Below are 18,057 nucleotides of genomic sequence, written 5' to 3'. Positions count from 1 at the left end.
TTCCTTAACTACATGATAACAGCCATAAGAATGTACCCTCTCTGCCATATTTTTTTACCACCAATTGCCATGATATTCACCACCTTATAACGGCGCGCGGTTTACCAACAGCAAAACATTAAGGATTTAGAAATAAAAAAGCCTATTCCTCCTTATTTTTTACCGAGGAATTAGGCTTATGGTCTTCCGCAATCGCAAGATCGTGAGATATCATTTTTTATTGAATAGTATCGTTGTTCTACGTAACAATGACTTAGTTTTATTAGTTGTTCAGAGGAAAAACACTTAAAACAAAAAAGTCAGCCTATTTTGCTGTCTGATTTAGTGAATATATATAGTTCAATCCCTCTTCTAAGTAATCAAAATATGAATCACGAAGGGTATTATTCCTATTTGTTTTACTCATATGCGTTAAAGGTATAGCCTTTACTATTCTTTCATGCTCATTGGATATATTTACATTAAAAACATAACCATGTGATTGAGCAACTGTAAAATTATCTAAACTAGGATTCGAAACACATTCATACTCATTAAAAATATTTCTAAAAGCATTCCATCCTCTTGTACTAAAGACAAATATATATTCTAAGTTCTCTAATAGAGAAAATTCTTTTACTAAATAACTGTTCACGCAATTATCAAATACATCTACAAGTTTATCCATATCCTTTGTTTTACCTACACATTTTACCGCATCTGTAAAATAAACATCATTAAACAAATTGTCATTATTAACATAGTCTCTAAAATCGTCAATTTCACTAATCGCAGTTTCTATCAATTTACTTTTATAGAGAAGTCGGAAAAACTTATAAAAATATTCTGTATTACCTTTTCCATTATCTAATAGCCAATTCTTCAACCCTTTTGTATGAAAACTAGCCTTGAACTCTGATGATTCATTTTTAATTTTGTCTAATTGTTCTTTGTCCTTTTTATTTGGTGAGCCTGGGTTTTGCAATATAAAAGCAATATGTGGAGTGGATCTCTGTTGATAATATATTCTTTCAAATGTATTTGCGTGAGGACATACTTTACAAGTATAAACTTGTTCAGCAATATCTAATGCAAATATAGACAATTTGCTTCCTCCTTTCTCTCTCGTTTTTTACTTAGGGACAAACCTGCATAAATAATAATATTTATTCATCTTTTTGAAGCGATACCTACTGCACTAACTGGGCAGATTATTTTAACAATAAAATGGAAAAATTCAAATAATTTTTTAACAATTGGTTTACCTATTTTTTATAATTTAAATTTAGTTTTCTATCTTTTTATGTTTTAATTACTTTCCCTTTACTTTTTGGTAAAAATAATCAATTGGATAGAAAATAAATGAAAGAATTGTCTTAGTAAGATTAGGAGCAATCATAAACCCTACTATGAGAAATAACAATATTGGTCCTATAATTGGTATGAAAAATATGTACATCAAAACTGCCAAAACTAACATCATACCAGCAACTAACTGAAAGTAGATGTCCACCTACTTTCATCAGGTAAACCAATTGCCTATTTGGTACTATTTTACTATATTAACAGATTAATTCAATCCTATTAATACATCTTTTTGAGTGTTACTTTTTTATTTCTTATATAACTAAAGGGGGCTTTAACACAATAAGGAATAAAATAAAAGAGCCATTAATATGTAAGTTTTTATACACTACTTGTGTATTTTGGCTCTTTTTACATCCATAAATTATGTTCATCTCTTAGACAGATATAACAAATTGTTAGCATGAGTCTCAATATTATAATCTTTATTTCAATAATAAAAGCGCCTATATAGGGCGCTTTAAAAGTAATCATTTAGTAGAAGCTTTAAATTCCTTCTTCTTCATCATCAATTTCTAAATCAAAATCTTCCTCATCTAAAATATCAATATCATCATTATCTTGGTGTGTATTTTCTTGCTCTAATCTTTCCAGAACCGAATCTACTTCTTCTCTAATCATTGTTCCTAATCTTTTAATAAAATCAATTTTCAACTGAGGTGACCATCGATTATGATGTATGTTTTCTTCATAACATTCAATTAATAAAGGAATAATTTTTGCGAAAATGAATATTGCAATAGCATTTTCTTTTCTTTGACCATTCAAGGTTCTAAACAATTGACCTCTGTAAGATTTCGACCACGTTTTGAATGTACCAGTAAGCCCAAGTTCAATTAATACTTTCTCATTACCATATTGAATTGCGGGGCGAATAGCTTTTAAGTTTTCATTTTCATTATTGAACAGAAAAGCTAATGTACCTAAAATGGTGGAAATTCTACTTCCTTCTCCACGCATTGCATTAACGTTATCACGAGTTTTTCCCATATAACTTTCTAAAGCAGTTACAAATACTTGATGGTTCTGAGACAAAGACTCTCTTGTAGTATCAATGTAACGTTTAAAAATCCAATAAAGTAAATCTTCGGATATCCTAAAAGGTACTGGATCAACATTACCCCAAACTTCACTTATAAAGATATCCCTTAAAAAAGACTTAGCTCTATTTATACCAGAAAAGACAATTGCATAAACCTTATCCTCATATTGAAATGTTAACATGTTTGAGATATATGGATTTATTCTATCTTCTCTCTCCTTTAAAGTTACACCATCAGGTTCATACCATTGGTCCGGATTTTTTTTACGTTCAGTATAAACATCAAAAAATAGATACTGGATTGTCTGACCTTCTATTTGGAGTGTTTCATGTTCATAAATATGAAATCCATCTGCTGCCTTTACTTCAGAAAGCAACGTATCATTATCCCATTCTCTAACAGTTCTTGGAACCCTAGAATTATTTCTCAAAGTTTCTCGAAATTCTTCGAGAGAAGTATAGCTGTGAAATTCAAATATAGAAAAATTCATTTTTCACCTCAATTATTAAATGTCACTTCTCGATTCAACCTTATAATTCGTTGTTTTTATATCAAAAAATAGAAACATTACAGAGTAAAGGATGAATTTCTTAAATTTCGACTCAGAAACGAGTTCAAAAGTAGGAATAATTGACCCCTCATTTTTTTCAAATGATTTTGAAAGAATTGAAAGTTTAATATAAAGTGGTAATTCAATGGTATTCTTTTGAAGAGCTTGTCCAATATTAAGATTAAACTCATTTTTTTCTTCTTTTAACGCATCTAATTTAAGATCCTTCTTATTTTCTATAACATAATCAACCCAGTGTGGAAATGAACAATTTAATTTTATACCCCCTAAACAACTTATTATCAAATGAATTAGTTGGTTTTTAAAATTAAATTTACAGTCCATATGGACTGTGACAGGATTATGACCAGCCCTTATATCAAAATAACTATCACTTTTACGACTGTTATTTTTCACTTCTACAATAAATTCCCCTGGATATTTTAGTCCTTCAATAAGAAGACTAATTAATACCACTACAAATGCTGAATTAATGGTAAAACTTAAAGTTGGTTTTGAAAGAAGTTCATTAGCAAGTGGTTGGGAAAACTTCGAAATAATATCAGCAAAATTTATCCCAGTAAAATAAACTATAAATATGGTTATGGCTGGAGTAAATATTGTGATTTTTGATATTGCTTTTTTACGCCATTCTACTAGTGATTTAATAAGCATTTTTATTTTCCTTAAGACAAGATATTATTCATAAGATTAGTTGCACTCATCAAAATTGAGTCATCGTCAATTAATAAAACACCATTATTATAAAGTTCGAAGTTATAGTAGATTGGTGAATCATCATTTTGCATTTGGATAGTAATATTCTTAATATCAATGGATTTATCAGAAATAATCCAGTCAATTTCTTTTAACAATTTTGTTTTATAAGAATCTTTTTCAAGTCCTGAAGTTGAATTAATTAATTCTATATATTTATCTACATACGAAATCTTTTCCTTTGAGATCGGGTAAATAAATTTTAAATCGTTTATAAACAGGTCATGTTTTACGGAATAATCAATTACGTTCAAGAATACCGAAGATGTAACAATAACTTGTCTCATGTTTAAATCTTTAACTTTTTGCAAAACCTTAATATAATTATTAGTACTATAATCGTATGTAATGCCAATGATGCTATTTGAAAATTTAATAACAGATTGCTCCCCAAATAAAATATTCAATTCTTTTAGTGTTTTATCTGTATCAAACAATTCAAATAATTTTAATTGCATCATAGTATCACCTCTTTTATCAAAAGTCTAAATTATAGTATTCCCTTATATTTTATATATTAATCCACAGTAAATAAAATGTCACCTCCAACCTAGCACTAAATTATGAATTCCTTTAATTGATTTTATAAACTGTGTGAAACTCTAATTCTGGTATATATTACAGGATAAAATTGAAAGTCCTACGCCAATCATTAGAATTCCGCTTCCTTTATCACCCCTTACTTTTCCTTCTACAAAAAATTTCATAATCAAAAGAGTTAAAACAAAGATAATAATGGAGGCAACTCCAAAAGTATTTTCTCAATTTAATCTATCTCACCCTTTTAAAAGTGATGTTACCACAAATATCCAAAAGGCTAAATAACTTTATCCGTATTTTAAGTGCAACTTTTTACAATTTTCGTTACATAAGATGGAAATTTAAATCATTAACAAAGCAACATAATTGCATTTTATTTTCATGTATAAATCAAAAAGAGAATTTATTATTAAAGAATTGGATATAAGTAAAAATACGTTATCTAATTTGATAGGTAGTAATACCTATCCCTCAGCAGATAAAGCGTCGTAGCTTACCGATTTGCTCGAGGTATACGAAGAAAATTTGTATGAACAAAAAAAGAACCCTATCGAATAGCGACGGGCATAAGAATTTTAATTTTTAAAATTAACGGGAGGCGGTTACATGAATGAATTACTTGAAGCAAAGCTAACAATAGCACGTATTAAAGTTAATCTACTCGATTTAGCTGGTGAACTTATTGCAGACGACTTATCGGATAAAGAGTATTCGATCAAACGAATACTAAATGTCGTAGAATATATGGATAATTTCGACATAAAGGTTAGCGATATCGATCTTTCTTGCTGAAGGTATGCCCGGTATTAACGGTATGACTGCTTAGCAGCTTTTTAATTCCATTGTATAGATCAGTACTATCCTCTTAAGCTAAAACAGCGATTCCTACAACATCTTTGAAAGATATCCGATGGAATTCGCCAGTCTCACTCTCTATCCGGAGTTGATAATTTATTGAATTGACGAAATGGACGCGTCCGGTAATATCAGAAGTGAAACTGTCAGACCAAAAAATTACCTTAACCAGAAGATTATATTCTATTGCGTAAGCTATCCGTTGGTCGAATTCTTCCACCTCATATTCATCGATAATTGGCCTATTTATCCGCTCGGTATCATTCTATATATCCTGCTGCGCCTTTATCAACTCCGGCATACCAAACGCGAACTGCCATTTCTTTTTACCGCGATCACGAATTACCATTAAAATCACCTCATATTTATTATACACAAACATACATTCTCCATTAATACAAAAAAACAACTATGATGGGTGTTAAAGACAGCATCCTCGACAAAAATTGTTTGGTAAAAGTACTGGTCGTAATGACAACTTTATTTAACTTTAACAATCCTTTACGGATTTTCTATTTAATGAAAAAACTCAGTTTCTCAAACTAATTTATTCGCAAATAAAAAAATCGACCATTACGGCCGACAAACACTTGCACAATTCTCAACTATCCTAGTTGGAGTTTCCCTTCACGTTTTTTCGCCCTTATCAGCGTACTTTTGCTAATACCAGTTATCTCCTCGACCTGTTTGTAGGAATTTGTCTCCAGAAGCTTTAAAGCATGTTCAACCTGTGCTCGCTTGAATTTCCGTGGCCTTCCTTCTTTAAAGTTACCCTTTTGTTTAGCTATTGCTTTTCCCTCTTGTGTCCGTTCAACAATCATATCTCTTTCAAACTCTGCAAACGCTAACATTACACTCAATATTAGCCTCCCTGTTGGTGTATCCTCTACAAGCCCCATGTTCAATACATGAACTTTGATTCCCTTTTCAAATAGTCCTTTAATAGTATTTATTCCATCTGCTGTCGTTCTAGCAAATCGATCTAACTTTGTAACTACTAATGTATCACCTGGTTTTAATTCTTGTAGCAAAATGCTAAATTGTGGTCGATCAGTTTTAGTTCCAGTAAACTTATCCGAGTAAATTTTGTCACAGCCTTCCTTTTCTAGTGCTTGCAATTGCACTTCCAAATCCTGGTGTAAGGTAGATACCCTAGCATATGCATATTTCATAGCTTTTCACTCCTTATTTTTGACCCTAATTTATGACACTTGTCAACACCCTTATTTTACTGCTTTTATTTTTCGGTATCAATACTTTTAAGTTATGACACCGAAAGGCATGAAAAATCTCCTAATAATAAACAATTAATTTAAAAAATTTTAAAACAAGAAAACACAAGGTGAGTTACCTTGCGTTTATTTTTTAAAGTTTACTTTCTGTTCGTTCAGTTCTCTATCTGCTAATTTGAATATTCACTATTTCATCAGCTTTGAAAGAGAAGCCTTTAATTTCAATAATGTCATCTTCTCCACTTGACCAATTAGATAAAGCCTTAAATAGTTCAACATCTGGAACGCCTGTTAAGTCTATCCAATCATTTTTAAGTCTTACAGTAATCTCAAACACCCTAATTCCCCCTATGGTTAAAGACCAAACAAATTTTCAATGTAAAAACGCTGCTACGAGTATCATTCAAGCAAAAAATGCATGAAAGCGAACTAACTGATTTTCAAGTCGAAAAAAGCATTTTCTACTAGCGAAATGCTTTTTTAATAGTCAAATTGAAAAAAACTGATGTTTTTCAACTTTTTCACACCCCTTAAAGTTCTAACCAGCAAAACAAACAATCGTAAATGAGATGGTCAGCTAACTCTTGTCCAAAAATATCTCGGAGTTCGTTGTAAGTCACTATTGTTGAGATTTTGTAATTTTGTAATATTTTTATATGTTTCTCCCACATTTCTGGATTTTCTCGAAGCTTGTCCAATTTTACAGTGAAACCTTTACAAAATTCCCCTTCTAAATACGGACCTATCAAGAATCACACCTCTTTGCTTTTTAAGGCTGCAATACTACAAGAAGATACTATGGAAGATATCATTAATCATTCGTCTCTCTTCACTTTAATCGTATTTCTTAATTCCCCCAATTTTTCGATGAAAATATCTTCTCCTTGCTTATCTAAAACAGTCAATATCTCTTCATCACTTAAATTTGTTTCGTCAACTAGTCTGAATAACATTTTAACATTTGTATCAATTACTCCTGCTGAATAACCCGCTCCTCTCCCAGCTTCAAAGCCCACAGAAAATCCTTCTTGAATAATTGAGAATAGACTATTAAATTTTTCGTTTATGGCTGCCTTATTTTCTTTATAAAATGTGTCGTAAGCATTGTTATGCTGTAAGGCTTTGATTAAATCTCCAAATTCATTCACCTTAGGGCCCCCTGTTTTAAGGATATACGTATATATTTGTCCAACATGTCTACCACCATTATCTATTTTCCATAATTATGTTGCATATATGGGATCTTTTTCATTACATCATCTTCAAAAATAAAAAACTTGGTAGGAGCAGCTATTCTGATGTTCTACAATTTTTCAACGTTTGTAATTGAATAAAAAGAAAGATTAAATGTACAATCCAATTCATCAATAAAAGTAATCTTCTTTTCAACAGGATTTAGTTTCTTAACAACTCCAACCCTTTTATTAAAGAATCCATCACTCCAGGTTGTCACTATTAGACGGGAATGATTCTCTACACTCTTTAGCAATAACTGTTCCATCTCTTCGATTTGTAGTGGATCCAGCTCCGGCCTGGGCTGTTTTAGCGAGTCTCTATCCATTCGTTTTAACATAGAAATATGTTCTGGCATGAAAAACCCTTGCCACTTCTTTCTGCCTCGATCTTTTAACATAATTCCACCACCCTGCTTCTCATTTGATTGTAGTAATCCTGACTTGAACTTGCATGAGTTACCTGACATTTAAAGGAAAGAGGGATATAATAAAGACAGCGGAAAACAGGAGGTGTTCACTTGAATAATAATCAGGTAGAAAATCAACGATATTTGAAGATTCTACTTTCTGCATTAGAGAAAGAATTTTCTTTTCAATCCGATGGTGGCACAAGTTACAGAAAACGTACAGCAAAATTGGCATTAGTAATAGCAAAAAGAGTAAACGACTTTTCCTCCCTATTAGAACGTGAAAATGCCAAAAAGGTTGTTCAAAGTTATTCATTTTCGTTAGATGAAGAACGCACAGAAGATGTGAGTAACGTGTTGCATACAACAGCAAAAGAAATCTATATACAACAAGATGTAAATGCCGATTTGCAAGCATATTTAAATATGAAGCGTCAAGACAACAACAAGTTATCACTTTTTGATTTATAGATAGCTTTCGAAGCAGTTCTCTATTTTGGTTCCACAAATAGAAGTGTTACACACTTATAAAGATTTTTGAGAAGAGTGACTTATAAACCATTTTCCACCATAAATCCGAATGCCCTTTATTTACTTCTATTTCTTATCGCCTCTATTATCAGTAATGTTTCAGCGATTAGTTTTTCTCTTCTTTTTCTTCTCTCATCAAATATTTCCTTACTACTTTTGAACTTAATCGTCCTTGGATATTTATTGATATCAATTACCTTTTTATCGTTTATTTTACTCATTTACCTAACCTCCACAATAAAAAAGAACATGATTCTATTTTTGTGAGCAATTCATTCATTTAGTTGCTAGTTACAAACATACTTCCAAAAGAAGAAACAAAAAACAAAAACATACGTTCCTTATTTTTTAATTATATTGGTCTTTTCTTCAACTATCCAGTATTTTTACAAAATCATCCAATAATTTTTTACTTCTTCTGCAGGGAGAGTTTATGATTATGAAAATAAATACAACCCGCTTCTCTGTGTTCAAAATCAAAGGCTGTACTTACAAGAATAGGTAGGAATTCTACCTGAACTTAAAAAGGGACGGGTCTGTATCTTATTTTTTAGTAGTTAGTTCGTTACGGTAGCAGTCAAGTTATCAGAAGGGGAAAAAGAAAGTGTAAAAGAAAACTGGATTCACGAATAGTTCTGGATTATAATGGAATTATGAACATGTGTTCCCCTATCTTAGAAGTGTACTTGAATAGTTTGGAACAAGGAGCGGGTCAAATGCCCTTTTTTAAACGCTAGGGGGATACAGGGGGGAACGCCCCCCGAAACTCCACCCTCCTAGTCATTCCAAAAAATACGGGGCTGGAAAAACCTTTTGGGAGGGTAGTCAGTGAAAGATCCATTTTCTAAATTTCAAAAGGAACGTGACGAAAAAATTATTCAATCCCTTTTTGAAGCCATTCGTTTATTAAGTAAAGAAAATTCAGTAGAGGAAGTTGCTGAGCATACTGGTTTAGAATTGAAAGATGTACTACGAATTAAAAAGGCTATAGATTTTTAGGAAAGTGGAGCGGGTATTGGAATATAAAAAGGACAAACGTTGGAAAGAAATAGACCGAATTGTGGACGAGGAATATGGTTGGCATTATGTTGTACCGAGCAAACCGGGCGAAGTGGATACAACTCCTATCAGTAACTATATACAAATATTAAAAAAGGAACGGAAGGAGCGGGAAGAGAATGGAAGATAAACGTATAATCAAAGACTTACTGACTACGGAGGAAAAACTAGTCTTTCTTGAATCGAAAGTAAGACTCTTACAGGCAGAACTCCATCACGATTTAAGTGGTCACGAATATAAGCGATTATACAGACAAGCCTCTAATATCTTACTTGCTGCAGTGGACAGAGAATTGGAACGAAGAGGGCTAGCCTAAAAAAAATTTTCGGGGTGGGGAAAAAGTTGACTGTATTTAATCTTAGCACTTATAGACGCATCACTGAACTTTCAGAATATGTTAGCCCTATACAGGTTTTTGAGATTATCGAAATGGTTATCGAAAGATTAGACAACCAAGAACGGGCAGAAATTTTAGAGTTACTATACAATAGATACTTTGGGGAGATATTCGGAGTGGATGAGTTAGATTTTTAACCCGCTCCTTTTCTGGTTTAGGAATGGAGCGGGTATTTTGTTAGTTGATAGGTATAGATTTATGCTTTTTCCTCTTACAGCAACAATCCAACCGCCTTTATTCCTTCGGCTCTTCGATATCAAACCCACCTTTTAGAATGAACTCCTGAAGCAAATTGTGTATTCTTATGTTGATCTTAAATGGTAGTATTTTTGCGTTTTCCAGTTTTTCGAAATATTCCTTTGCCTTGGCTTTATCTACGGAGGCCTTCAAATCATCGAAGCGACCGAACTCATTGATGCTTGCCTCTGTTACATTTGCAACCAAAAGAATGCGGAGTTTCTTTTCATCCACCCCCAAGACTCGTGAAATACGTTGGATCTGGTCATTCTTTGCCTTGAATTGATATTCAGTGATATAATCCCTGAAAGTTTTACCATTTTCCATCCTGGCATTTCCACTTTCTACATCGTGAAGGAAGATGCTTGCATACTTTTGCTCTTCCTGTGTCAACATGGCGAATGACTTATGCAAATCATCAAGCGTCTTCCGTATTTCAGCTTTATCTACATCATCTTGTGTAAGGATTTTAAGAAACTTTTCAAAGCGTGAGTTCATATAGTCCGAGTCGATTTTTCCAGTATCAATCTCAGTTAGGTAACCATCAATCTCGAACGGAACATCATCGCCGCCACCTACACCGCTACCGCTGAACAGCTCCTTATAACGAATCGCAAGAACCAAATAGGTGCTTTCATCCAGTTTCATTTTAACTTTAGTCTTTGGTTTGCCACTACCATGACTAAACTCATAAGTTGACTGATTCCAAGTAAAGCCTTAAAGGAATTAAATCTTGTTCTCTCTATTACACACCAAGATGTAGACGATAATATTCCTTACAAAATGGTTAGAATTGGGTTCAGCACTATTACATTTTAGTGAAATCAGCCAATATTTAAAGTTATCGAACTTCCCCCTATTTCATTAACGGATTACGAATAAACCCAAAGTTTCCATCAATATATACACTAATTAAGCCATTTGAGGAAGCTCCTGCTCCCGAAATAGCTTGTTGTATACCACTATTTGAAGGAGGTCCGATTACAACCGTTTCATATTGTGGTTTGATTACTTCCTTACCAGTTTTATCAATAAAGCCATTCTTACCACTTTGCTCCACCCTTGCTAATCCTTCATGGAAATCATCCATAAAATCGTATTGTGGTTTGACAATTACCTTACCAGTTTTATCAATTAATCCGCATTTATTATTCTTTTCAATCACAGCGACACCATTATCAAAAGATGTAATATAATCATATTGAGGATTTACAAGCACCTTGCCTGCCTTAGATATGACTCCATAGTTATGTTTACTTTTTGAAGCTACATCTACAATTGCTAAACCTTCCTTGAATGCATCAATACTACTATATTGAGGTTTAACGATGACCTTTCCACTTTTATCTATAAGACCATAATTCCCCCCCTGAGTTACTATAGCAATCCCTTCTTGGAAATCTTCAATCCAGTTATATATAGGTTTGACAAGAACTTTTCCACTTTTATTCTTCAAGCCCCAAAGATAATTTTTAGAAAAAGTAGCTACCCCATCTATATATTTATCCGTAATTTTTTTTCCGCTGCCATTGATATAATATCTTTTATCTTTTAAATAGACAGTCGCATATCCTTTATTAAAATCAGATCCAAAATTATAAATTAAATTAAGAACAACCTTACCTGATTTATTAATATAACCATACTTCTCGTTCTTTTCAACCACTGCAAGACCTTCATGAAAATACTCAATTCTATCATATTGAGGCTTTATAATTTCTTTACCAGTTTTGTTAATTAAGCCGAGCTTATTAGAACTTTTAACAAAAGCTAGTCCATCCTTAAAATTCCCAACTTCATCATATTTTGCCTTTACAACCTCTTTACCAGTTTCATCAATAAAACCCCATTTACCTTTAGAATCCGGGACAGCAGCTAAACCATCACTAAAATCACTATAGATCTTGTACCTTTTTTTCGTAATAAATTTACCTTCCTTGTTGATAGGCGTATACCCGTCGGAAAATTCTACCCAAGCAAAGCCATTCTGAAAAGAAAGAGATTGATCTGATAATAAATTGCTAGCAATCGGAGGGGTGATGGCCCATTTTCCAGTAGTATCGATTACACCCCACCCATCCTCATTTTGAACCCAAGCTAGGCCTTCTGAAAAACTGAACGCATTTATATATTGAGGTTCAATGGCATATGGTTGATTAGATGTCATTGAATTAGTCCCATTAGCAGAAACAATGCTTGGTGAAAAAGTCAAAACAATTGAACTAACAAATAATAGAATAGTTAATAAAATAGTAAATATCTTTGGTCTTCTCAAAATGAATACCCCCGTATGTAAAATAAATAATTTGAACATCCTAAAAGGGATTTGTAACTTCAACTAACCTCTACCAAATTAGGAAAATATTATTGTAATCCATTTTAGTATAACAAATTTACTAATATGTACAAATACTCTTCTGTGCATTTTGGCTGTTCCCTTCCAAAACATTAAATGGGGCTCAGTTTATCTTGGAATTTTATGAAGCTTTAACTAATACAGAAATGTTAGAAAAATAACAGAATAATTTAATCGAAGAAAATATAAGTGGGACAAGGAACCTATCCACGTGTCCCTTGTCCCTCACTCAAAAAATCTTTTTTTATTCAGGAATGTTAAATATTAATGCAATTATATCCACTAAGTTATATAGTCCAAAATAGACTAGTTTAAAATAGACTATCCTATGATCCAAAGACCTATTATTTTATATTAGATTATTAAGTTCTTTATCTTTTACATTTTCCTTTCGTTTGTTCTTTCAACTTTATAAATTTTCATCTTCTAACATTTCAATTTCTTTGTTTGTGATTGCACGAAGGTATTAGAGTTGATATACTTATTATATAAAATATTTTAATTTTAAAAACGGCTACTTCCTTTGCGGAAGTGGAAAATACTAAAATACAAAGCGACCACTGGTCGATTGAATAAAGTGTAAAGTTACACTTTCAATCTTCCAGTAGGTCGCTTTTTTATATATATAAAGTTATTTTAAGAATGTTTGGTTTTGGCGAGAAGATAGTCAAATTCGGGGGCTATGACACTGGTAAGACAGTATAAACTCTTTCCGAATAAAAATAAAAGAATCGCCTTCAAGAGTTCCTTTCCATTTGTGTGAAAGTCTATCGCTTTAAAAAAGGTGATCGGCTTGGGGAACTGAAATTCATTTCCTTTTGTGTGAAATCTGGCGGGGTCGGTTGATCTTGTCGGGTTGGTGAAAATCGTATGCAGGCAACGATACAGCCGAACGCCAATCGGGGCTTCGAAAAATACCGTTTTTGTGTCGGAACGTCACCTTGGATTCCAGATGTGTTTCTGGCAACAGATTGGGAGTGGTGAGAATCTGTTGAATGAACTTCACCTCGGATATTTGCTCTTGCGAGAGCTACTGTGAGCTTGGCTTGTGTGCCAGTCCTAGGGGATTATGCTTACTTGGAGCGTCAGCTTATGCTGTACCTGTTAAGGTTGCTTCTACTATTACTCATAACCACAACTTCATATGGTCGATGGGGTTAGCACTTTCTCTTTGTTGTTTGTGAGGAACGAACACCAAAGAGAAAGTGCTAGGGGAAATGAACAATCTACCATCAGATAAGGCTTTTTCGCAATTGATCTTTAGAAGATACAAGGAAGATACCCACAGATGCCAGAGGGTGAAGTATGCACTTTTCTAATATTGAAAAGGGGGAATGAGTTATGAGTAAAGGTTTATCGAGTTTAGAACAACAAGTTCAAAAGGTTTTTAAGCATACGAGAGCTAGTTCATACGGAACAAGAGCAAAATATAAAGGGAATGTAATGAGAGCTGCTAAATGGATCTCACAGGAGTTCAAATTACAAAGTTTAAAAAATTTACAAGATAAACACGTAGCTGCATATGCAAAACATTTACAAGCATATGATTTTAAACCGAAAACGATAAAAGATAATCTATCTGCAATAAGATATATGCATGATAATGCACCACAAACAAAGTATAAGATAAGCGATAATAAAACATTACAACAAGAATATAAGTTTACGATACCAAAAGTTCAAACAATTAAAGGAGATCGTGGCTGGACAAATGAAGAATTCTCCAGAATGCAAGAGGTTACGAGAGAAGTTGGTTCGCAAGCAGCTAAAGATTATCATGATGTTTCCGTAATGGCTCGAACGATGGGAATGAGAGTAGCTGAGGCAGCATTAGGAGGCCGTTTTCAAGCAGAAGAAGCGTTAAGGTGTGGAATATACCATATTGGTAAAGAAGCAAAAAACGGACGAGAGAGAGACGTTAAATTGTCTCCAGAAGGTCGTCAAGTATTAGAAAGCAGAGTTGCTAGTACACCTAGAGGTGGTAAGTTGTTTGTTCGTACAAATGAAAAATCACATCATGCTATTGATCGCATTGAACAATTCAATCAGAACCATAGAGAGAAAGTAGAAACTTTAAGTGGTAGATTACAACGTACTTGGACCGACAGACATCAAGAAAAGGCTTATACGAATAATCTGACGTTACATGGTTTGCGATATAACTACATTCAAGATCGAGTAAAACAGGAAATCGATAAGGGCTTCACTAGAGAGCAAGCTGCTCAAATTGTTACAAAAGAGGTCGGTCATAATCGAGCCGATGTAATCTATATTTATTTAGGAGGTAAAATGTAATGAAAAAATATACTGTTGGTGATTGTGTTAGACAAGGCTTTTTGGCTGGTCGTCATTTCTTTGTTTTTGTTGTAGATGGTGGTATTGATCACAATGCACCAATTGAAAAAATACGAGATTATCTTAAAGAAGAGATCCTATCAAATGTTCAAAAAGGATATAAGTTTGAGAGTGTTGTCTGGAGTAATAAGTTTAAGGGTTTCTTGGTGCAAGTTCAAAAACCGATGGACTTCTAAAAATGACAGGAACTGTACAGTTAAAAGGCTTAGAGAATATTCTCTAAGCCTTTAACTGTGAAATATCAATTGTGATATCCATGTGTTTTTTATACAATTTGACTGCTATTAGCTGTTTTGAACCTCTTGAGTAAACCCGTTAATTTTTTTTCTGCTTTTTCGCATTATCTCAAACTGTTTCTCAAACTCAATTTCCTTTTCAATAGCTTTCTCTATATCACCTCTCCGTATTTGAATCATTTGATCGAACAACTTCCAGTATCTATTTTGATGACTAAAAACTACGGCAATATCATAAAGAATTGGTGTACTATTACCATTGTACAGGCCTTCGCCAATTTGAACTAACAATCGATCAATGTCATTTAACTGAAGATAAAGATCACTCAATTTGGGATTTCCTTTACCATCGCAATCACCATCTTGATACTTAATATCCCAGACTGAGTATTCCTCTCCATTGTCATCAACTTCTGTATATTCAACCTCTTTACCTCTACGCATCCAAATAAAAGGGTACCTCCCAGTTTCCCCATTAATTACACCATATATATTAGGAAAAGCTACACAATAGACTGCAACCTGGTACTCTCTATCAGATTCAGCTTTAGGGAATTTCAATAATAAACGTTTATAGTTTTCTTCATGTTCATTGTTAAAGAAATACATTTCTATCACTCTCCTAAATTCTCAACTTTCCTAAAGTTGTGTTACAAGAATTTTGTAACAAGTTACATTTTTTAATGAAGTTTGGCCTCGAAAAAGTCCTTCATTTTAATGAAATTCATCTTTGGTTACAAAGTTACAATAGTTACAATCTGAGACATACCTTATATGTGATTCTTATGCGGTGTTTTGTTTATATAGGTTTTGCTTTCTGTAACTTTTGTAACTCTTGTAACTAAGTTCAACAAACATTGATTTTAAAGGATTCTGAGGTTACAAAATCTGTTCTAAATTAGTAACTCTGCGTAACCTTAAAGCCTTCTCTTGAGAAGTTAAACCCCAATTCCTCAATCACTTTAGGATTAATCATGATAACCCGAATTGATTTGTCACCAGGCTTAATGGTGACATAATCAACTGTTTGACCTTTGTTATTTTGTTTAATCGTGTAGCCTTTTTTCATCCATTCTCGACGGATCATCTTCTCTTCAGGACCGAGTGTTTGCTTCAGGTAAGAAGGGGTTAATCCCAATGTACCTGCATGAAAGACGGCTTTTATTAAATCAGGTTCAGAACCATAAAAGATGTATTTCTTTGAACTATCTAATTCCTCTATTATCTCTTCAAGTATTTGCTTTGGCTGATCTATTGCCTTATTTTCTTTCTTGATTTCATCAAACAGTAAGATCAAAATATTAAGGTCAATTTCTAATCCTAATAATCGATTTAGCACATATCCAACAAAATGAATGGCAGCATAATACAGGCTAAGCCTGGTAAGAACAACGTTCCCTTTAGAACGTTCTGAGTAAAATTTTTTGTAACCAAAGAAGTCATTTATATATCTATCCTTTTCCTCAAGCCATTTATTTAAAAATTCAAGACCAATAGCTCCATAATTTTCATTAAGCGATTTGTATAGTTTGGTAAAATATTCATGATCTACCCCTTCAAATGGGCTGTCAAAAAGAGGTATAATACGTGCTGCCACTCCTCCTGCTCGCTTTGCATATTCTGTTAAAGGTACTTCACCAGAGCTTATGAGAATATTTCTCCAAGTAGTCTCGAGTTGTGACCCTTTTAGACTTCCTCTTCCCTTTGCTCTTCCACCACTAAATTGATAAACAATCGTTTTGAGATCTCCCTCATCTGCTGCTTTTCTAGTATCATCTAAATATAGCGGAAAACTATTTAAAAACCCCGCTTTTCTCTCAACGGCTACGTGCGTTAAATTCCATTCGTTTAAAAGATTTTCATTTCCCCAAACACTTCTACTAACTTGCATAGCAGTTGTTTTCCCCTCAGAGGTCGGACCAAATATATCAATAATAAACGGAGGTAACTTCAAATCATTCAAAACGACTGATGTAAAAGCTCCTAATACTACCAACAAGGTTTTTGGGTGCTGCTTAATTTCGTTAAAGACGTTTTGGATCCATGAGTCAACTGTTCCCTTTACCTCAAATCCTTCTAAAAGTTGCTTATCTCCGAAATCATTTGGCACCACTATTATCCCGTTCGTTTTAAGAGGATGTATGAATACATCTTTTATCTGGCCCAAACGTTCCACCATGTACACTTGCTCTAATTTATTGGTTGTTAAATACTGATCAAAATAGTGGATTAAATCTCTAGAATTTAAGTCGTTTACTGGAAACCCATTATCCGATAATTTAATCAGTTCACTTTTAGTGCTTAAAGTGCTTGCCGGAACAAATTCTCGCTTCTCCACAGTACGATCCCTCCAAGCTATTTCGAAATAAATGCTGTTTCGTTCTAAGTTCGATAATTCTTTAATAATCCAAGGTGTTGTCCGTGTTACCTGTTGATGCTGAACACCGTCATTCTTAAAAACTTGCTTATAGAGAGCATGTCCTTTTCTTAGGAAAGGTTTTGGTATCATTTCTGATGTTTGGGAATCTTCCAAAACTGAGCTCGATTCTTCAATAGCTCGATCAATAGTCTCATTCTTTTCAGCTTTGACATTTACAAGTTTTAAAAGCAAATCTATATTTTTTTCCATTTCTTCATTAAATACTTGGCTTTCCATTTTCATTCCCCTCTCTAATGGAAAGCCTGCAAAAAAGTGAACAACAAATGTGCAATTGTATACCACTAAAAGTGGTACACAACGGTCATTTATGGTATACTATTAGTAGGTTAATTTTGTCCTGCGCCTTTTTGCAGGCTTATTTTTTTATCTCTTTATAAATTTCTCATGAAACCATGTAGAAGCTAATAACATAAAGTCTCATATTCCTCTATTTCTGTCTTCTCACTGTTTTATTCAGTTAGT

22 protein-coding genes are annotated in these 18,057 nt (G+C 33.3%); 8 read left to right on the top strand and 14 right to left on the bottom strand.

All coding sequences use genetic code 11. From position 1 onward, the window contains the following. Positions 1 to 304: 304 nt before the first annotated feature. The 4 genes from RCG20_RS15170 to RCG20_RS15155 form a co-directional block, all read right to left on the bottom strand. Entirely contained in the window at positions 305 to 1,084 is a 780-nt protein-coding gene (locus RCG20_RS15170; RefSeq protein ID WP_308180950.1) for a hypothetical protein, read from the bottom strand. Between the two features lie 746 nt (positions 1,085 to 1,830). Continuing rightward, entirely contained in the window at positions 1,831 to 2,877 is a 1,047-nt protein-coding gene (locus tag RCG20_RS15165) for a hypothetical protein (RefSeq protein ID WP_308180949.1), read from the bottom strand. A 15-nt stretch (positions 2,878 to 2,892) separates the two neighbouring features. Next, on the bottom strand, positions 2,893 to 3,612 hold the full coding sequence (locus RCG20_RS15160; RefSeq protein ID WP_308180948.1) for a hypothetical protein: 720 nt from the start codon (positions 3,610 to 3,612) through the stop codon (positions 2,893 to 2,895). A gap of 11 nt (positions 3,613 to 3,623) precedes the next feature. Beyond that, positions 3,624 to 4,175: a hypothetical protein gene (locus RCG20_RS15155; protein ID WP_308180947.1), complete on the bottom strand. Its 552-nt coding sequence runs from the start codon at positions 4,173 to 4,175 to the stop codon at positions 3,624 to 3,626. Between the two features lie 685 nt (positions 4,176 to 4,860). Between RCG20_RS15155 and RCG20_RS15150 the strand changes: the two genes are divergently transcribed. After that, complete coding sequence (locus tag RCG20_RS15150; protein ID WP_308180946.1) at positions 4,861 to 5,046, top strand: hypothetical protein; 186 nt, start codon at positions 4,861 to 4,863, stop codon at positions 5,044 to 5,046. A gap of 73 nt (positions 5,047 to 5,119) precedes the next feature. Here the strand turns inward: RCG20_RS15150 and RCG20_RS21775 are convergent, their stop codons facing one another. From RCG20_RS21775 to RCG20_RS15130, 5 genes are all read right to left on the bottom strand, one after another. Beyond that, complete coding sequence (locus RCG20_RS21775) at positions 5,120 to 5,329, bottom strand: YolD-like family protein (RefSeq protein ID WP_374120479.1); 210 nt, start codon at positions 5,327 to 5,329, stop codon at positions 5,120 to 5,122. A 385-nt stretch (positions 5,330 to 5,714) separates the two neighbouring features. Then, positions 5,715 to 6,281, bottom strand: a complete 567-nt coding sequence (locus tag RCG20_RS15145; protein WP_308180945.1) for a recombinase family protein — start codon at positions 6,279 to 6,281, stop codon at positions 5,715 to 5,717. Between the two features lie 223 nt (positions 6,282 to 6,504). Continuing rightward, the gene (locus tag RCG20_RS15140; protein ID WP_308180944.1) at positions 6,505 to 6,678 is read right to left on the bottom strand and encodes a hypothetical protein; all 174 of its coding nucleotides are present in this window, start codon (positions 6,676 to 6,678) and stop codon (positions 6,505 to 6,507) included. Positions 6,679 to 7,156: 478 nt separating this feature from the next. Beyond that, a complete protein-coding gene (locus RCG20_RS15135; RefSeq protein WP_308180943.1) occupies positions 7,157 to 7,489 on the bottom strand; it encodes a hypothetical protein in 333 nt (110 codons plus the stop codon). A 155-nt stretch (positions 7,490 to 7,644) separates the two neighbouring features. Beyond that, positions 7,645 to 7,974, bottom strand: coding sequence for a YolD-like family protein (locus RCG20_RS15130; RefSeq protein ID WP_308180942.1), 330 nt, complete (start codon positions 7,972 to 7,974; stop codon positions 7,645 to 7,647). 120 nt (positions 7,975 to 8,094) lie between these two features. Here RCG20_RS15130 and RCG20_RS15125 point away from each other — a divergent pair, with 120 nt between their 5' ends. Further along, positions 8,095 to 8,454, top strand: coding sequence for a hypothetical protein (locus tag RCG20_RS15125; RefSeq protein WP_308180941.1), 360 nt, complete (start codon positions 8,095 to 8,097; stop codon positions 8,452 to 8,454). 116 nt (positions 8,455 to 8,570) lie between these two features. On the opposite strand, the gene RCG20_RS15120 is transcribed toward RCG20_RS15125, so the two are convergent. Further along, positions 8,571 to 8,735: a hypothetical protein gene (locus tag RCG20_RS15120; RefSeq protein WP_308180940.1), complete on the bottom strand. Its 165-nt coding sequence runs from the start codon at positions 8,733 to 8,735 to the stop codon at positions 8,571 to 8,573. A gap of 607 nt (positions 8,736 to 9,342) precedes the next feature. Here RCG20_RS15120 and RCG20_RS15115 point away from each other — a divergent pair. Genes RCG20_RS15115 through RCG20_RS15100 form a run of 4 tightly spaced genes read left to right on the top strand, consistent with a single transcriptional unit; the run spans position 9,343 to position 10,108 of the window. Then, on the top strand, positions 9,343 to 9,513 hold the full coding sequence (locus tag RCG20_RS15115) for a hypothetical protein (RefSeq protein ID WP_308180939.1): 171 nt from the start codon (positions 9,343 to 9,345) through the stop codon (positions 9,511 to 9,513). 16 nt (positions 9,514 to 9,529) lie between these two features. Continuing rightward, positions 9,530 to 9,703, top strand: a complete 174-nt coding sequence (locus RCG20_RS15110; protein ID WP_308180938.1) for a hypothetical protein — start codon at positions 9,530 to 9,532, stop codon at positions 9,701 to 9,703. Continuing rightward, the gene (locus RCG20_RS15105; protein ID WP_308180937.1) at positions 9,693 to 9,890 is read left to right on the top strand and encodes a hypothetical protein; all 198 of its coding nucleotides are present in this window, start codon (positions 9,693 to 9,695) and stop codon (positions 9,888 to 9,890) included. The genes RCG20_RS15110 and RCG20_RS15105 overlap by 11 nt, the downstream gene beginning before the upstream one ends. Before the next feature lie 26 nt (positions 9,891 to 9,916). Beyond that, on the top strand, positions 9,917 to 10,108 hold the full coding sequence (locus tag RCG20_RS15100) for a hypothetical protein (RefSeq protein ID WP_308180936.1): 192 nt from the start codon (positions 9,917 to 9,919) through the stop codon (positions 10,106 to 10,108). A 97-nt stretch (positions 10,109 to 10,205) separates the two neighbouring features. Here RCG20_RS15100 and RCG20_RS15095 read toward each other — a convergent pair whose 3' ends face one another. Continuing rightward, positions 10,206 to 10,856 carry a type I restriction endonuclease subunit R, EcoR124 family gene (locus tag RCG20_RS15095; protein WP_308180935.1) on the bottom strand — a complete coding sequence of 217 codons (651 nt, stop codon included), beginning with the start codon at positions 10,854 to 10,856 and terminating at the stop codon, positions 10,206 to 10,208. A 208-nt stretch (positions 10,857 to 11,064) separates the two neighbouring features. Further along, positions 11,065 to 12,483, bottom strand: a complete 1,419-nt coding sequence (locus RCG20_RS15090; RefSeq protein WP_308180934.1) for a WG repeat-containing protein — start codon at positions 12,481 to 12,483, stop codon at positions 11,065 to 11,067. 1,422 nt (positions 12,484 to 13,905) lie between these two features. On the opposite strand from RCG20_RS15090, the gene RCG20_RS15085 reads away from it, so the two are divergent. Together RCG20_RS15085 and RCG20_RS15080 are read left to right on the top strand one after the other, a co-directional pair. Then, entirely contained in the window at positions 13,906 to 14,859 is a 954-nt protein-coding gene (locus tag RCG20_RS15085) for a site-specific integrase (protein WP_308180933.1), read from the top strand. Beyond that, positions 14,859 to 15,095, top strand: coding sequence for a hypothetical protein (locus tag RCG20_RS15080; RefSeq protein ID WP_308180932.1), 237 nt, complete (start codon positions 14,859 to 14,861; stop codon positions 15,093 to 15,095). The genes RCG20_RS15085 and RCG20_RS15080 overlap by 1 nt, the downstream gene beginning before the upstream one ends. A 108-nt stretch (positions 15,096 to 15,203) precedes the next feature. On the opposite strand, the gene RCG20_RS15075 is transcribed toward RCG20_RS15080, so the two are convergent. Next, positions 15,204 to 15,764, bottom strand: coding sequence for a DUF2538 family protein (locus RCG20_RS15075; protein ID WP_308180931.1), 561 nt, complete (start codon positions 15,762 to 15,764; stop codon positions 15,204 to 15,206). A 289-nt stretch (positions 15,765 to 16,053) separates the two neighbouring features. Further along, positions 16,054 to 17,811, bottom strand: coding sequence for a DUF927 domain-containing protein (locus RCG20_RS15070; RefSeq protein WP_308180930.1), 1,758 nt, complete (start codon positions 17,809 to 17,811; stop codon positions 16,054 to 16,056). Between the last annotated feature and the right edge of the window lie 246 nt (positions 17,812 to 18,057).

The sequence above is a fragment of the Neobacillus sp. PS3-40 genome, assembly GCF_030915485.1.
Lineage (GTDB): Bacteria > Bacillota > Bacilli > Bacillales > Cytobacillaceae > JAUZPL01.
Note: the sequence above shows the minus strand (reverse complement) of the source record. Positions and strands in the feature narration are given on the sequence as shown.

Bases quoted from the DNA above. Each gene is read 5' to 3' on its own strand.
- RCG20_RS15165 (WP_308180949.1), bottom strand. From the start codon at position 2,877: ATGAATTTTTCTATATTTGAATTTCACAGCTATACTTCTCTCGAAGAA.
- RCG20_RS15160 (WP_308180948.1), bottom strand. From the start codon at position 3,612: ATGCTTATTAAATCACTAGTAGAATGGCGTAAAAAAGCAATATCAAAA.
- RCG20_RS15155 (WP_308180947.1), bottom strand. From the start codon at position 4,175: ATGATGCAATTAAAATTATTTGAATTGTTTGATACAGATAAAACACTA.
- RCG20_RS15150 (WP_308180946.1), top strand. From the start codon at position 4,861: ATGAATGAATTACTTGAAGCAAAGCTAACAATAGCACGTATTAAAGTT.
- RCG20_RS15145 (WP_308180945.1), bottom strand. From the start codon at position 6,281: ATGAAATATGCATATGCTAGGGTATCTACCTTACACCAGGATTTGGAA.
- RCG20_RS15130 (WP_308180942.1), bottom strand. From the start codon at position 7,974: ATGTTAAAAGATCGAGGCAGAAAGAAGTGGCAAGGGTTTTTCATGCCA.
- RCG20_RS15120 (WP_308180940.1), bottom strand. From the start codon at position 8,735: ATGAGTAAAATAAACGATAAAAAGGTAATTGATATCAATAAATATCCA.
- RCG20_RS15105 (WP_308180937.1), top strand. From the start codon at position 9,693: ATGGAAGATAAACGTATAATCAAAGACTTACTGACTACGGAGGAAAAA.
- RCG20_RS15095 (WP_308180935.1), bottom strand. From the start codon at position 10,856: ATGAAACTGGATGAAAGCACCTATTTGGTTCTTGCGATTCGTTATAAG.
- RCG20_RS15085 (WP_308180933.1), top strand. From the start codon at position 13,906: ATGAGTAAAGGTTTATCGAGTTTAGAACAACAAGTTCAAAAGGTTTTT.
- RCG20_RS15080 (WP_308180932.1), top strand. From the start codon at position 14,859: ATGAAAAAATATACTGTTGGTGATTGTGTTAGACAAGGCTTTTTGGCT.
- RCG20_RS15075 (WP_308180931.1), bottom strand. From the start codon at position 15,764: ATGTATTTCTTTAACAATGAACATGAAGAAAACTATAAACGTTTATTA.
- RCG20_RS15070 (WP_308180930.1), bottom strand. From the start codon at position 17,811: ATGGAAAGCCAAGTATTTAATGAAGAAATGGAAAAAAATATAGATTTG.